Annotated in this window: 14 protein-coding genes; 1 reads left to right on the forward strand and 13 read right to left on the reverse strand. The window is 34.8% G+C overall.

Going from position 1 to position 15,849, the window contains the following annotated elements; all coding sequences use genetic code 11:
- Window positions 1-198: 198 nt before the first annotated feature.
- From EGX95_RS16230 to EGX95_RS16260, 7 genes are all read right to left on the reverse strand, one after another.
- Complete coding sequence (locus EGX95_RS16230; RefSeq protein WP_001223614.1) at window positions 199-1,461, reverse strand: dicarboxylate/amino acid:cation symporter; 1,263 nt, start codon at window positions 1,459-1,461, stop codon at window positions 199-201.
- Window positions 1,462-1,666: 205 nt separating this feature from the next.
- Window positions 1,667-2,704 (reverse strand): LCP family protein, encoded by a 1,038-nt coding sequence (locus EGX95_RS16235; RefSeq protein WP_000432319.1) that lies wholly within the window; start codon window positions 2,702-2,704, stop codon window positions 1,667-1,669.
- A 17-nt stretch (window positions 2,705-2,721) separates the two neighbouring features.
- Window positions 2,722-3,720 carry a hypothetical protein gene (locus EGX95_RS16240; RefSeq protein WP_000368231.1) on the reverse strand — a complete coding sequence of 333 codons (999 nt, stop codon included), beginning with the start codon at window positions 3,718-3,720 and terminating at the stop codon, window positions 2,722-2,724.
- 12 nt (window positions 3,721-3,732) lie between these two features.
- On the reverse strand, window positions 3,733-4,266 hold the full coding sequence (locus tag EGX95_RS16245) for a sigma-70 family RNA polymerase sigma factor (RefSeq protein ID WP_000864742.1): 534 nt from the start codon (window positions 4,264-4,266) through the stop codon (window positions 3,733-3,735).
- Between the two features lie 127 nt (window positions 4,267-4,393).
- Window positions 4,394-4,747 (reverse strand): VOC family protein, encoded by a 354-nt coding sequence (locus EGX95_RS16250; protein ID WP_001177812.1) that lies wholly within the window; start codon window positions 4,745-4,747, stop codon window positions 4,394-4,396.
- 55 nt (window positions 4,748-4,802) lie between these two features.
- Window positions 4,803-5,609: an ABC transporter permease subunit gene (locus EGX95_RS16255; protein WP_001041456.1), complete on the reverse strand. Its 807-nt coding sequence runs from the start codon at window positions 5,607-5,609 to the stop codon at window positions 4,803-4,805.
- The gene (locus EGX95_RS16260) at window positions 5,602-6,495 is read right to left on the reverse strand and encodes an ABC transporter ATP-binding protein (RefSeq protein WP_000626590.1); all 894 of its coding nucleotides are present in this window, start codon (window positions 6,493-6,495) and stop codon (window positions 5,602-5,604) included. Before EGX95_RS16260 ends, EGX95_RS16255 begins: the two co-directional genes overlap by 8 nt.
- 156 nt (window positions 6,496-6,651) lie before the next feature.
- On the opposite strand from EGX95_RS16260, the gene EGX95_RS16265 reads away from it, so the two are divergent.
- Window positions 6,652-7,254: a TetR/AcrR family transcriptional regulator gene (locus EGX95_RS16265; RefSeq protein WP_002028150.1), complete on the forward strand. Its 603-nt coding sequence runs from the start codon at window positions 6,652-6,654 to the stop codon at window positions 7,252-7,254.
- A 23-nt stretch (window positions 7,255-7,277) separates the two neighbouring features.
- Here EGX95_RS16265 and EGX95_RS16270 read toward each other — a convergent pair whose 3' ends face one another.
- The 6 genes from EGX95_RS16270 to EGX95_RS16295 all read right to left on the reverse strand — a co-directional run bounded on the left by EGX95_RS16270 (window position 7,278) and on the right by EGX95_RS16295 (window position 15,844).
- Window positions 7,278-8,309 (reverse strand): oxidoreductase, encoded by a 1,032-nt coding sequence (locus tag EGX95_RS16270; protein ID WP_000719753.1) that lies wholly within the window; start codon window positions 8,307-8,309, stop codon window positions 7,278-7,280.
- A gap of 154 nt (window positions 8,310-8,463) precedes the next feature.
- The gene (parC, locus tag EGX95_RS16275; protein ID WP_001147473.1) at window positions 8,464-10,887 is read right to left on the reverse strand and encodes a DNA topoisomerase IV subunit A; all 2,424 of its coding nucleotides are present in this window, start codon (window positions 10,885-10,887) and stop codon (window positions 8,464-8,466) included.
- A 1-nt stretch (window position 10,888) separates the two neighbouring features.
- Window positions 10,889-12,853, reverse strand: coding sequence for a DNA topoisomerase IV subunit B (parE, locus tag EGX95_RS16280; RefSeq protein WP_001062200.1), 1,965 nt, complete (start codon window positions 12,851-12,853; stop codon window positions 10,889-10,891).
- A gap of 376 nt (window positions 12,854-13,229) precedes the next feature.
- Window positions 13,230-13,643, reverse strand: coding sequence for a CoA-binding protein (locus tag EGX95_RS16285; protein ID WP_000972424.1), 414 nt, complete (start codon window positions 13,641-13,643; stop codon window positions 13,230-13,232).
- A 79-nt stretch (window positions 13,644-13,722) separates the two neighbouring features.
- A complete protein-coding gene (locus tag EGX95_RS16290; protein WP_000542635.1) occupies window positions 13,723-14,964 on the reverse strand; it encodes a S1C family serine protease in 1,242 nt (413 codons plus the stop codon).
- A 202-nt stretch (window positions 14,965-15,166) separates the two neighbouring features.
- The gene (locus EGX95_RS16295; protein ID WP_001044683.1) at window positions 15,167-15,844 is read right to left on the reverse strand and encodes a response regulator transcription factor; all 678 of its coding nucleotides are present in this window, start codon (window positions 15,842-15,844) and stop codon (window positions 15,167-15,169) included.
- Between the last annotated feature and the right edge of the window lie 5 nt (window positions 15,845-15,849).

A 15,849-nucleotide genomic window follows, 5' to 3' on the forward strand; every position in this document is an offset into this window, starting at 1 on the left:
AAAATTATTTTATTACAGTAATATTCATAAAAATTCCATAATCTTTCGAAACACTATACCTCATTGAATTATATGTACTGATTTAATAACCTTTATATCCTTCCACTATAATACACCTGTAAATTATTGTTAATAAATAATGTATATCGTAACAAACCTCTTTTCTACAAAAATAAAAAAGTCAGCAAAGCTGACTTTTTATCCGACCATTTTCTCTTTTTTCATTTCCTCTATTACTCTCGTATACTTCTCTTCATCAAATTCATTTTCACTTTTTGCAACAACTACAGTCGCAATACCGTTACCAATTAAATTGACGATAGCACGTGCTTCTGACATGAAACGATCTACACCAAGTAATAGCGCTAACCCTTCTAATGGAATAACATTCATCGCAGATAAAGTAGACGCTAGTACAATAAAGCCTCCACCTGTTACTGCGGCTGCTCCTTTAGATGTAACTAACAAAATAGCTATTATCGTTAATTGTTGACCTAGTGAAAGATCGACGTGAAAGACTTGTGCTAAAAATATAGTAGCCATCGATAAATAAATTGTCGTTCCATCTAAATTAAAAGAGTATCCCGTCGGAATGACTAAACCTACTACCGGCTTCGAACATCCGAAGTCTTCCATCTTTGTCATCATTCGCGGTAATACTGATTCTGATGATGATGTCCCAAGAACAATGAGTAATTCTTCTTTAATGTGAGCTAAATATTTCCACAAACTAAATTTGTACAGTTTACAAATAAAATTTAAAACAATAAAAACAAATAATGCCATTGTCGCATATACACAAATCATTAATTTACCAAGTGGAATAAGTGTACTTAAACCATATTTGCCAATTGTAAACGCCATCCCGCCGAATGCTCCAATCGGTGCTAATTTCATTACAATTGATAAAATGTTAAAAAATACTTTCGATAACCTTTCAAAAAAATCGATTACCGGTTGTCCATTTTTCCCTAACATCGTTAACCCAGCACCGAATAAAATGGAGAAGAACAGCACTTGTAAAATATCACCTTTTGCAAATGCTTCAAACATGTTAGACGGTACAATATGTAAAAAGAAATCCACCCACTTCATTTCTTGCCCGCTTTGTACATATTGCGAAACATCTCCGCCCTTTAGCTTTGAGGGATCTAATCCATCTCCGGGACGTACAACATTCGCTATGATGATACCAATAATTAAAGCCGCAGTTGTAACAATTTCAAAATATAATAATGCCTTACCACCAACACGACCTACCTTTTTCATACTTCCCATGCTTGCAATACCAAGCACAATTGTTAAAAAGATAATCGGTGCAATAACCATTTTAATCATATTGATGAACGTTTCACCAATTGGCTTCATCTCTTGTCCAACACTCGGCCAAATAGCTCCTACTGCAATACCACAAATAATGGCCACAATAACTTGAAATGTTAAATTCTTTACGATTCTCATTTTTGATACTCCCCTGCTTCTTTCATTTCTCCCATACTTTTTCAATAATTGCTAATGATATATTCTATGTAATAGCCCCCCTGTTATGTAACTTAAACTACAATTTTATGTTACACTATTATCTTAAATTTGAAAATAGTATATAACATTAACGAATAAAGTACATACTATTAAACGTAATAAAAAAGCAGACATTACATCTGCTTTAATTTTCCTCAATCTGTTTTTCACTTAATCCTAAATGTGTTCTAAGCGTATTACTCAAACTCTGCAAATCTTTTTTATTAGGATTATAATAATATACACGTTGCCCATTTGGACCATTAGGTAAGTATAAATCATCACCTGCTAATTGAATTTTTTCAATCGAACAATTTAAACCGTATTTATAAAAAGATAAAATATCATCCATTGCTAAATTTGTTTTAAAATCACCATCAACCGCCTCGACTATTTTTTCTAGCTTCGTAATTGATCCTACACTTTTTAATTTACTTAAAATCGCCTCAATAACAAGTTGTTGGCGCTGTCCTCTCATTGCATCACTATCAATATGGCGAGTTCTTGCTAAGGCAAGTGCTTCTTCCCCTGTTAATTTTTGTAGTCCTTTTTTCAAATGGATCGCGTCAGGTTCATCTTTACTATTTTGCTCCGTAAATTCAACTGGGACATCTACTTCAATCCCATCTAATCCATCAACAATTTTAGTAAATGAATTAAAATTAAACTTTACAAAATAATCAACAGGCACTTGTAATAACTTTTCTACCGCTTCCACTGAAGCTTGCGGCCCTCCATCTTTACCATTTTTAACGAAACCACTTCCATATGCATGCGTTATTTTATCTTTTTTCTTTTCAACCGGAACATATGTGTATGTATCACGTGGTATACTCGTTAATTTCACAGTCTTATCATCTTTATTAAAAGTAGCTAACAGTAGTGCATCTGTATGAAATGCACCATTATACTCCTTTTGTCGTTCTTGATTTTCATCAATTCCCATAATTAAAAGTGAAACATTATTCGTAATCGGTTTTACAGTTTCCTCACGTAAATTTGATTTTTCACCACGTGCTAAATTAACATTTGATTTTTGTACGAGATTAGAAGTTTTCATATATACGTAAGTACCATATCCAAATCCGCAAAATAGTAATATTGCTAACAATACACTTATTATCGTTGTCTTTTTATATTTTCGTTTATTTTTCTGTTCTCTTGAAGAAGAGGTATTCTCCATATCATTTCCTCCGTTTTCTATTCATCTAATATATTTTTCAATTTTTCATACTTAGAGCTATCCTTTTGAAATGCATTCTCTTTCAACCCTTTGTTTATTTGTATCCATTCAGTCGTAATCGAATATTGAATCATACCTTCGTGGAAACTAAGGAACTTTAGCATAATCCCCGTATTTTTCTCTACAACCATTTCAAATTTCCCTCTTAAATCTTCAGATGTACTTACAGGTGTTTCTATATGTATTGTCCCTTCTATTTTGTAGCAATCCAGTCCAAGATACTTCGTTTCTTTATAATTCCAATCTTTATATCGAATTAATAGATCAGCAAATTCGGATTGAATACTATACTTCGCGAATCCTATATATTCATCATCATACCTTTTTTTCTCACCTGATTTTCTCAATAACCTTTCCGTAGGATTTAATTTTAATAGTTCATAGTTTCTTTCTTTCGGGCTCCATTTTGTTTCTTTGTACGTATACTTCTCGTCATCAAACTCTTTTTTCTTGCCCTCGTTATATATAATGGTTCGTTTTTTCACTAGTTTATCTTCTTTCGAAGAGATACCTCTTTGTTGCTCCGTATCAATCGCATATTTGTATGTTGTAGCAATTCTTGACGAACTAGAATATTCCTCAAATTGTCCTGAAATATTATTAAAATGATCAATGGAATCTAGCATCTTTTCATGAATCTTTTCTTTATCCGGATAATTTGCATTCGCCTTTATTTCCTCTTCATTTTCGTAATCAGAAAATGCCTTTTTCTTTACATATTCAAACACTCCGCCGTTTTGAGCAAAAATTTGATCAGAAAACTCCGACATAGACACAATTGAAAGTGCTAGAACCGCAGCACTTATAGCCATCATATAAACTCTGTAACCTTTCTTTTTTACCGGGAGATTATGTAGTGTACAATTGATCTTTTCATTTAACTCTGGTGGCACTATAACACTCTCTTCTTTTATTCTCTTTTTTAATTTCTCATCAAATATTTTTTCATTATCCATCCTTTGCACCCCCTATTCCATCTTTAATCGTTTCTGTAGTTGTTCCCTCGCACGTGCCAATCTCGATTTCACTGTTCCTTTTGGTACTTCTAAAAGCTTCGCTATACTCTCTTGATTCATATCTTCATAATAATAAAGCACCGTAACAGCTCTTAACTCTTCATGTAACGATTGAATCGCATTACACAAATCTATATCTTCATACTGATCGCACGCACTCATATTGTAATCATTCTCTTCTGTCACAATTATCTTTTTATACGTTCTAATAATGTTATTACATTCATTCATTAAAATTCGAATCAACCAAGTTTGAAAAAACTCTTCTTTCTTTAATTTTTTTATATTTTCATAGGCTTTTAAAATTGTTGTTTGTATCGCATCCTCTATATTTGTCTCATCACGTAACATAGCCTTTGCAATACGATACATCTTTACTTTTTCTGTATGTATAAGCCTCATAAATGCTTCATGATCACCTTTTTTCGCTAAAGAAACATCGGTTTCTTCTTTTACAATCATTTTATATAAAGGGATTACTTTCACAATTGCTCCTCCTGTTTCATCCTCACTTCAAATTTAACTTTACATGTATTAGACGGATGAGCCTAGAAAAAGGTTCATTTTTTTGAATATTTTCATAAAAAAAGGTAAACATTTTTCATGTTTACCTTTACTTAGATGTAATTCTAAGGAAATACCCATCTGGATCCACAATTTTAAATCCTCTCATCTCCCATGGATAAGTTTGAATTTCTTCTTGTATTGTGCACCGATTCTCTTTACAACGTTCATATACTTCTTCAATCCGATTGACAACAATAATTAGTTCAAAGCCATTCCCCTTCATCTCTTTTCGATTGTAAAAATAGTGATTTTCATTCAATCTTGAATCACTAACTAGTAATAAAGAAAACTGGTCGAAATTAAAACGTGCTGCATGCATATTTCGTTTATACAACTTTAAACCAATTACTTCTTCATAGAACAATAATGACTTTTCTACATCATTTACATATAGCTGCAACTCATTCGTTTCCTCCTCATCAAAAAAAGTCCACTCATATAGTGGACTTTCTACTCTACAACGGTAAATCCCTCTTCTTAAACAATACAATCGCTACTATAAAAATACAAAGCGCTCCCGCAGCTAAACCTATACTTACTGGCCATATATTATACGTTCCTTCCGCAATTTCTTTTGGACGAAACAGTGTAAATAACGATAGACTTTTCATCCACTCTAACTTATCACTTAATTTACCTACCATATTTAGTACAAAAAATAAAATAGTTAAACTTGCTGAGTAGCTAAGTGCTTTTCTTTCATCATTACATATACAAGAAAAGAAAAATGAATAAGCACTAACGACTAAAAATGTGAGCCCTCCGACTATATTTATCTTCAGGAATAATTCTTTATTTAAATTATTATCTTGTAAAAACCATTCCGCACCTACTATGCCCGCTACATACGTAACAACTACAATAATTAGTAGTCCTAATATGAGAACAGAGGCTTGCGTGACTGCAATTTTCACTCTAGATACAGGTGTCGCTAATAAATATGCCATCGCCCCTTTATCTACATGCCGGACAATTAAATGTGTTGCAACTGTAACGCAAAAAATTGTTAATATGATAATAAACAATAGACTATAGTACTCACCAGCTAAAAAATCCATTACGTTTTGAATCGGACTTTCCATGCCAACAATTTTTTTCACACTATCAGGCATAGCGCTTATTAATTCATTTAAACCTTTCGCTGATACCATTGAAGGGAATATCCAAATTAACAACCATAAATATAGAGCTGCACCAGTTGCGTAACTCAAAATACTTTTTTGCGTCTCTTTCAAACTAGCTAAAAACAATTGCTTATTCATGCTTTACCCCTTCTTTCTTATCGTAATAATGCATAAATAAATGTTCTAAATCCATCGCTCTCGTTTGAAGCGCTGTTACATTATAGTTTGAAAGTATTTGTAAAACAATTTGATAGTTTCCTTGTACAATAATCGATGCCTCTCTACCTTTTACCGCTTCAAATTGTAAATTACATTGCGTAAGAGATTTAATCTCTTCCTCTGATGATACGGTTACATCTATCACTTGTCGTCTCATACTTTGTAAATCATGAATATTTTCAACCGTTACAAGGCGCCCATCTTTAATAATCGCTACTCGGTCACATGTACGCTCAATCTCAGTGAAAATATGTGAAGACATAAGAATTGTTTTTCCTCTTTGCTTTTCCTCTACTATTAAATCTATAAACACTTGCTGCATAAGTGGATCAAGTCCTGATGTCGGTTCATCTAAAATTAACACCTCTGGATCATGCATAAATGCAGCGACAATCCCTACTTTTTGCTTCATTCCTTTAGACATTTTTCGAATTGGTGTTTTCACATCAAATTGAAGACGTTCTATTAATTCATCTCGTCTTTTCGTATCCTTTAGCCCACGCATTCCTTGCATTAACTTCAAAAACTCTAATCCGTTCATTCCTTCAATAAAAGAGATTTCTCCTGGTAGATAGCCAACTTCTCTTTGAATTTTCGCTGCTTCATTCCAACAATCCAATCCAAAAATTGTCGCTTTACCATCTGTCGGTTTTATAAACCCCATTAAATTACGAATTGTTGTGGATTTCCCGGCACCATTTGGTCCTAAGTAACCGAATACTTCCCCTTCTTTCACTTCAAATGTAATATGAAACAAACCTTTTCCATTTGAAAATTTTTTTGTGACATTTTGAACTGAAATCATAATTCCACCTCATTTTTTGAAATATTTAATATATGATATTTCAAAATTATTGTACTCCTCATCTTTCATATTCGCAACAACTTTTTGAAATATTTATATGTCTATATTTCAAATATTATTGTTTTTCATTATTTTTTCTTGTATATTTTAATTGAGGTGATTGCATTGAACGGCTTTGAAAAAGTGAAAGAAAAGAAAAAACGTGCTATTAAAGAGGCAGCCTTCTTATTATTTTCAGAACGCGGATTTAATGAAGTGAAAATAGAACATATTGCAAAAGAAGCAAACGTTTCTCAAGTAACCATTTATAATCATTTCGGAAGTAAAGATGCGTTATTTCGAGAGCTTATACAAGAATTTATTATATCTGAATTTCAATATTATAAAGATCTTGCAGCGGAAAAATTACCTTTTCATGATATGATGCAAAAAATGATTGTAAGAAAAATGAATACTGGTGGGTTATTTCAGCCGGATATGTTACTACAAATGATGCAAAGAGATGAAGAGCTCCGAAAGTTTATTTATAGTTATCAAAACGAAAAAATCTTGCCTTGGTATTTAGAAATATTAGAACAAGCACAGCAAAAAAATGAAATTAATCCCCACCTTACTAAAGAAATGATGTTGCTATACATTCAAATGTTTACTAAATTAGGCGATGATTTTGGAGCCAAGCTTCTTGAAGGAGATCGCGAAAAACATATTCAAGATATTGTCACTATGTTTTTCTATGGTCTTTCTGTTCCACAAAAATAAAAAGACACGAAATTCGTGTCTTTTTATTTTACAGTGATAACTCTACCTGTTTCACTACTTTCAACCGCTAATTGAATCAGCTTAATAACTTCTAAACCTTCTTGTGCTGTTACAGGTAATTTCTCACCACTTATAATACTATCTCTTACACCTTTATAGTACATGTCATAACAGCCGACTTCTGTTGGAATACATACTGACTCTTCTTCTGTTTCTAGAGTAGCAAAATTCTGTTCAATGTCTACCCCATAACCGTTATCGCCTGGCTTCATTCCATTTTTTAATTGTTCTTCCTGTGAATCCATACCGTATTTCACGATAGAACCTTTATCTCCATGCAGTGTAAAGTGTGGACCTGCCTTTTTCACATAACTGCTACTACGTAAAATGACACGTTTAACTCCGTAATGAAGTACTATGTGGAAATAATCATCAATTTCTGCACCTGGTCGTTGTTTGATTACATCTGCACTGATTGCATTTGGTTTCCCAAATAATGATAATGCTTGGTCAATTAAATGCGAGCCTAAGTCATATAATATACCTGATCCTGGTAAGTTCTTTTCTCTCCATCGATCACGTACATGTGGACGGAAGCGATCGAAATGCGCCTCATATGCGTATACATTCCCTATTCTATCCTCTTCTAATAATTTCTTTATCGTTAAGAAATCATTATCAAAACGGCGGTTATGATATACACTTAATACGACATTATGCTGCTCTGCTAATGAAATAAGCTCTTCTCCTTCTTCAATTGAAACAACAAATGGTTTCTCTACAACAACATGCTTACCGTTTAATATTGCTTCTTTTACATATGGAAAATGAGTTGTATTTGGTGAAGTAATAACAACTAAGTCAATATCAGCTCGCTTCACCAATTCATCAATTGCACTCACGACGTTAGCATTCGGTAATGTTTCTTTTACTACCTCTTCTTTTGAAGATAACACGGCACGAATATCGTATTCTTCTATCGTTTGTAATAATGGGATGTGAAATGTTGTACTAGAAAATCCAAACCCTACAATCCCTACACCTATTTTTTTCATGTTGCTGCCCCTCCATTTATCCCGCTATTTGTGGGTAGTAAGTCCACTTCATGAGAACGATTTCATTCAGTTATTATAACAAGATTATTATAATTTACATAATAAATTGCCTAGAAAAAAGCATCTTGCCATTATTCATGACAAGATGCTTTTTTTATTCCGGTCGTTTTTTCGTCCACGTTTCAATAACTTCACCAGTATCATTAACATCTAGCACTAAACTACCGTTACTATACCGGTCTTTATTTCGATACGCTTTCGGGTCAATTTCTTCTACGATATGTTTCTCTGTCTTCATGTAAACTAGTTCATCGTCTCTAACAATTTCTATACCGACAATGCGGTATGGATTACGTTTTAACTCTTTGAAAATAACAAGTCCCCGCTTCGCCCTCGTTGATTTCTCAATTTCTGATGCTTTTAGGCGTTTTACAGCACCACGCTGCGTTACGAGAATAAGTTGATCTTTGTCACCATTTAATGGCTTACCAGCAGCAACATAGTCATCTTCTTTTAAATTAATTGCTTTCACACCAGCGGCTCTTACACCGACTGGACTTACTTCATCTTCATGGAAAATAAGTGCATATGCACCGTGTGTAGCAAGAACGATATCACTCGTTCCATCTGTCGCAAATATATCAACAACTTCATCATCTTTTTTCAAGTTTACAGCAACGAACGCTCTTGAGTAACGCTGTACTTTATATTGGTTTAATTCTGTCTTCTTAATCATACCATTCTTTGTTACAAATACGATAAATCGCTTTTCTTCCTCAAAGTTCGGTACGACAGTTGCCCAAATGATGGTTTCATCCCGGTCGAGTGAAACGATATTAGCAACGTGCTGTCCTAAATCTTTCCAACGAATATCTGGCATTTCGTATACTGGCAGATATATATAGTTTCCTTTATTCGTAAATAAGAGGACTGTCTCTGTCGTATTCGTATCGAATCGTTCAAGTAAGATGTCACCCTCTTTCATACCGAAGTCTTTGCCGTTTGAGGCATTATGTGAGCGCCATCCAGTACGTTTCACATATCCTTCTTTCGTTACAGTAACGATGACATCTTCTTGTGGGATCATCACTTCTACATCGATTTTAATTTCCTCGATTTGATCTTCAATAATCGCGCGTCGATCATCACTATATGTTTTCTTAACTCTCTTTAAATCTGTTTTAATTACTTGAAGTAATCTTTTTTCACTTTGTAAAATTGCCTGTAGCTCAATAATTTTCTTATTAAGCTCATCTGCCTCTTGTTGTAGTGCTGTAATATCTGTATTCGTTAAACGATATAATTGCAAGGATACAATTGCTTCCGCTTGCGCTTCTGTAAATCCAAATTTCGCACTTAAATTATCTTTTGCATTACGCTTATCTTTTGAAGCTCGAATCGTTTCAATAACTTGGTCTAAAATCGATAATGCTTTCTTTAAACCTTCTACAATATGTTGACGATTTTCTGCTTTTCTTAATTCATATTGTGAACGTCTCGTAACAACTTCTTTTTGATGTCCAATATATGCATCTAAAATTTTCGGTAATGTCATAAGCGTTGGACGGCGATTATTAATCGCTACCATGTTAAAGTTATATGGTATTTGTAAATCTGTATTTTTATATAAATAATTTAAAATACCTTCAGAATTTGCTTCTTTTTTTAATTCTACGACAATGCGAAGACCTGTACGATCTGTCTCATCACGCACTTCAGCAATGCCATCTAATTTTTTATCTAGACGTAACTCATCCATTTTCTTAACAAGGTTTGCTTTATTTACTTCGTATGGAATTTCAGTAATTACGATTTGCTGTTTCCCACCACGAACCGTTTCAACTTCTGCTTTCCCGCGAATAATAATTTTACCTTTACCTGTTTCATACGCCTTTTTAATACCGTCAATCCCTTGAATAATACCACCTGTTGGGAAATCAGGTCCTTTCATAACTGTTAATAAATCATCAACAGTACTATTCGGTTTATCAATACGCATCATTGTAGCGTCAATAACTTCTCCAAGATGATGCGGAGGAATTTCTGTTGCATAACCAGCGGAAATCCCTGTAGATCCGTTCACTAATAAGTTCGGGAACGCTGCTGGTAAAACAACCGGTTCTTCACTCGTATCATCAAAATTGGATACGAATTCTACTGTTTCTTTATCAAGATCACGTAATAACTCAGATGCAATTGGTGATAATCGGGCTTCCGTATAACGCATTGCTGCTGCTGGATCCCCGTCAACACTACCGTTATTACCATGCATCTCAACTAAAACATTACGTACTTTCCAAGTTTGGCTTAAACGTACCATCGCCTCATATACAGAGGAATCACCATGCGGATGATAATTACCAATAACGTTACCGACTGTTTTAGCTGACTTACGGAACGCTTTATCGTGCACGTTTCCTTCTACATACATAGAATATAAAATACGTCTTTGTACTGGTTTTAAGCCGTCACGCGCATCTGGAAGTGCGCGATCTTGAATAATATATTTACTATAACGTGCAAAGCGATCACCTAACACGTCTTCAAGCGGGAGGTCATGAAACTTCTCTGCTTGCATGTTATTCCACCTCCGTCTCCATAATCATTTCATTTTCTAAAATATTTCCTTCTTCTTGCATACCAAACTGTACATTACGCTCAATCCATTTACGGCGCGGTTCTACTTTATCGCCCATTAATGTTGTTACGCGGCGCTCTGCTCTTGCTGCATCATCAATTTTCACGCGAATTAATGTACGTGTTTCAGGATTCATCGTTGTTTCCCATAATTGATCCGCATTCATTTCGCCAAGTCCTTTGTAACGCTGTAACATGTAACCTTTCCCAACTTTTTTCGTTACTTCATCTAATTCATCATCTGACCATGCGTATTCAATTACTTCACTTTTTCCTTTTCCTTTACTTACTTTGTATAAAGGAGGAAGTGCGATAAACACTTTACCAGCTTCGATAAGTGGTTTCATATATCTGTAGAAGAATGTTAATAACAATACTTGAATATGCGCCCCGTCTGTATCGGCATCGGTCATAATGACAACTTTATCGTAGTTAATGTCTTCCACATCGAATTCATTGCCTACACCGCCGCCAATTGCATAAATGATTGTATTAATTTCTTCATTTTTGAAGATATCAGCAAGCTTTGCTTTTTCTGTATTAATTACTTTACCACGTAATGGTAATACCGCTTGGAAACGTCGATCTCGTCCTTGTTTCGCAGAACCACCGGCAGAGTCACCCTCTACTAGGTACAGTTCATTTTTCTGCGGATTACGTGATTGTGCGGGTGTTAATTTACCACTTAATGTACCTTCTGATTTCTTTTTCTTTTTACCAGTACGTGCTTCTTCTCTCGCTTTACGAGCGGCTTCACGCGCTTGTGCTGCTTTAATTGCTTTTCTCACAAGAAGTGTAGCTACGTCCGGGTTTTCTTCTAAAAAGTAAGCTAAATGCTCTGATACAATGGCATCAATTGAAGAACGAGCTTCACTTGTACCTAGTTTCCCCTTCGTTTGTCCTTCAAACTGAAGTACTTCTTCTGGTACACGTACAGAAACGATAGCCGCTACACCTTCACGAATATCTGTACCTTCTAAGTTTTTATCTTTTTCTTTTAATAGCGAAACTTTACGAGCATACTCATTAAACACACGTGTCATTGCTGTCTTAAATCCAGCTTCATGTGTTCCACCATCTTTTGTACGTACGTTATTTACAAACGATAGAATATTTTCTGAGTAGCCATCGTTAAATTGAAATGCTAGCTCTGCCTCAATTCCATTTTGTTCACCAGAGAAATATACAACTGGATGAATCGAATCTTTCTCTTCGTTTAAGTATGAAACGAAAGCTTCAATTCCTGTTTCATAATGAAACACATCTTCTAAATCATTTCGTTCATCTTTTATTGAGATTTTCATCCCTTTTAATAAAAATGCAGATTCGCGTAATCTTTCACATAAAGTTTCATAGTTATAATTTGTTGTACTGAAAATTGTTGTATCTGGTTTAAAATGCATTGTCGTACCAGATTCTTTCGTCTTTCCGATTTTTTCAAGCGTCGTTACAGGAACACCACCATTTTCAAAGCGTTGTTCATAAATATTTCCGTCACGCTTAATCGTTACGACTAACCATTCTGATAAGGCGTTTACAACTGATGCCCCAACACCGTGTAAACCACCGCTTGTTTTATAGCCACCTTGACCAAACTTACCGCCTGCATGAAGTACAGTTAAAATAACTTCAGGTGTCGGTTTCCCAAGTTTATGCATTCCCGTAGGCATTCCTCGCCCTTTATCAATAACGCTAATACTATTATCTTTATGTATTACGACAGAAATTTCGTCGCCAAATCCCGCTAACGCTTCATCAACGGAGTTATCTACTATTTCGTATACTAAATGATGCAATCCACGGCTGTCCGTGCTCCCGATATACATACCCGGGCGTTTTCGAACGGCTTCAAGTCCTTCTAACACTTGAATCGCATCTTCATTATATTGGAACTGATGCTTCGCCAAACTCCTTGCCCCTTTCCTAATCCAAAATCAGAACATATGTTTCTATTATAGAATAACGCCTCGACTATAGTTTTGGCAAGTTATCTTATCTCTTTTATATACCATTTTCAATAGAAAAATCCTTGTTTTTTCACAAGGATTCCTCTAGGCTACTATTTCAGAAAAATAATCGTTTGTCAACGAGAAATGGATATGTATGCCAAGATTACATATTCCAAACCTTTATTATGATCCAAATGATCAAGATCCAAAACGGGATTACAAGTAACAATCCCCAAAAACAGCCTTTAAAAAATCTCATGATGAACACCTCGTTCATCGGCCCTACTTATCTATAATAAGGGCTGAAGCAATCTTTCTAACTTTACAATCTATACTATTTTGTCATTGCATGTTCTACTTTTATGCAACGATCCATTATTACAGTATAGTCTTTTTCTTTTAAAAGTTGATATGTATCTTCATCTTGTACTCCTAATTGTGCCCAAAAAACATCTGCATCAATCTCCACAAATTCTTTTGCAACATCCATTAAAAATTCTGAACGGCGGAATACATTTACAATGTCAACATGTTCCTTAATATCTTTTAGTGAAGCAACTGCCTTTTCTCCAAGCACTTCATCTACTGTTGGGTTTACTGGAATAATGCGATACCCAGCATCTTGCATTGCTTTTGACACCATATACGATGTACGTTCTGGCTTATCTGATAATCCAACAACCGCAATTGTTTTGCTTTTCTTTAATACTTCACCAATTTCCGTACGAGTTGGGTTTTCAATCATCATAATTAATCCCTCCTATTCCTTTAGTATAGCCGATAAAGAAAGTCTCTTTCAATATGAAAGAGACTTTCTTTTATTCCGATTATTGATTCTTTGTAGCTGAGTTATCTGCTAAAGTAGCTGTTTTCGTCATTTTTTGACCGTTACGATAGAATGTAACTTCCACTTTCTCGCCTACTTTTTTCTTTTCATATAAATATTTACGGAATTGAAGAGCATTCTCTACTTTTTGATTATCTAATGCTACTACAATATCATATTGCTCTAAACCAGCTTTTTCGGCCGGTGATATTGGGTAAATTTTACCTAATACAACGCCGTTTGTTACGTCTTTCGGTACTTTCAATTGATTTACTGCATAAGCTTGCACATCTTCTAATGAAACAACACCTACTCCAAGGGCTGGACGTTTCACTACTCCGTCTTTTTCAAGTGATTCAATAACTGGCTTTGCGATATTAATTGGAATAGCAAATCCAATTCCTTCAACTTCTTGTTGTGCAATTTTACTTGAATTAATCCCAATTATTTCTCCGTTTTGGTTAAATAACGCACCACCACTATTACCAGGGTTAATTGCTGCATCTGTTTGAATAACTTGAGCATTCCAATCTGCACGTTTATCGCCATCAATATCAACCGGAATTTCACGTTCTTTACTACTGATTATACCTTCCGTTACACTTCCATCAAACCCTAGTGGGTTACCGATCGCAATTGCTTTTTCACCCGCACGGATTTTACTTGAATCACCTAAAGTGGCAACTTTATTTACATTAGATCCATCAATTTCTACAACCGCTAAATCTAACCAAGGGTCTTTCCCTACAAGCTTTGCATCTACTTTTTTACCATCACTTAGTTTTACAGCAAGTTTATTTGCTCCATCTACTACGTGGTTGTTTGTTACAATATATGCTTTATTTCCTGCTTTTTTATAAATCACACCTGACCCTGAACCGGCTTGTTGTTCTTGACCTGTCGGTTGCATTGCAAATGGATCAATGCTTTGTTGCATATTAATAACACCAACAACAACATCTTTCGCGCCTTCAATCATCCCAGGTAAATCAGTCTCATTTTTTGCTTTATTGACTACAGGAACTACAGTACCTTCTACTTTCGAATCTGAACTAAATGATGATACCGCCGCTCCATTATTTTGAGCCCATGGCATATATGGTGCTGCAAAACTAATTGAAACAGCCCCAACTACAGCTCCGACTAAACCTGTGAAAAAATAGCCTTTTTTACTACCCGATTTTCTCACTTCTCTCGTTTCACTATGCTCTTCATTTAAATTTGGTCCGTCGTAATATCCCATGTTTACTTCCCCTCTCTGGTGAATTCGTATTTTCAGTATAGTCACGTTTTGTGTCCTTCTTGTGAACTCATCGTGAAATCCAATTAAAAAAATACGCTTATTTAACATTGTAGACAAAAAAAGCATTTTTTGTACATTCTACCTGCAAAAGAGGATATAAAATTGTTATTTTCCTAGAGTGAAGCGCACAATACGTTCCGCGTTATTCTTCAAATTTATAACCAACACGAATAACCGTACCGATATGCTTCGCTTTATCTCCTAGCTTATTTCGTAGTTTTTTTATATGAGTATCAACCGTTCGGTCATCACCGTAATAGTCATATCCCCATAACTGATCTAATAAATGTTGACGTGACAACACAATTCCTTTGTTCTCCATTAAATAAACGAGAAGTTCAAATTCTTTATGTGTCAAAATAATTTCTTCTCCATCTACTAAAACAGTTCTAGATAGACGATTCACTTCTATTCCAGCTAAAGACATAGCATTTTCTTCAGCTACCCCTACCACGCCATCCGCACGTTTCAGTAACGTCTTCGCGCGAGCTACTAACACTTTCGGGCTGAAAGGTTTCGTTACATACTCATCTGCACCTAATTCGAACCCTAGTAATGTATCATCCTCATCCGAACGTGCTGTTAGCATAATAATTGGTACTGCTGATTCTTTTCTAATTCGTCTACAAACAGACCATCCATCTATTTCTGGTAACATAATATCTAACATAATTAAATCAATTTCATGCTCTGCAAATAATTCTAACGCTTTTTTTCCGTCTTCTGCTTCGATTACTTCAAAGCCTTCATTGCGAAAATAATCGCTAACAATTTCACGTAATCTTCTTTCATCTTCAACAAGTAATACTGTTTTATTCATATAAT

Origin of the sequence: Bacillus sp. FDAARGOS_527 (assembly GCF_003812125.1) — a bacterium.
Lineage (GTDB): Bacteria > Bacillota > Bacilli > Bacillales > Bacillaceae_G > Bacillus_A > Bacillus_A paranthracis.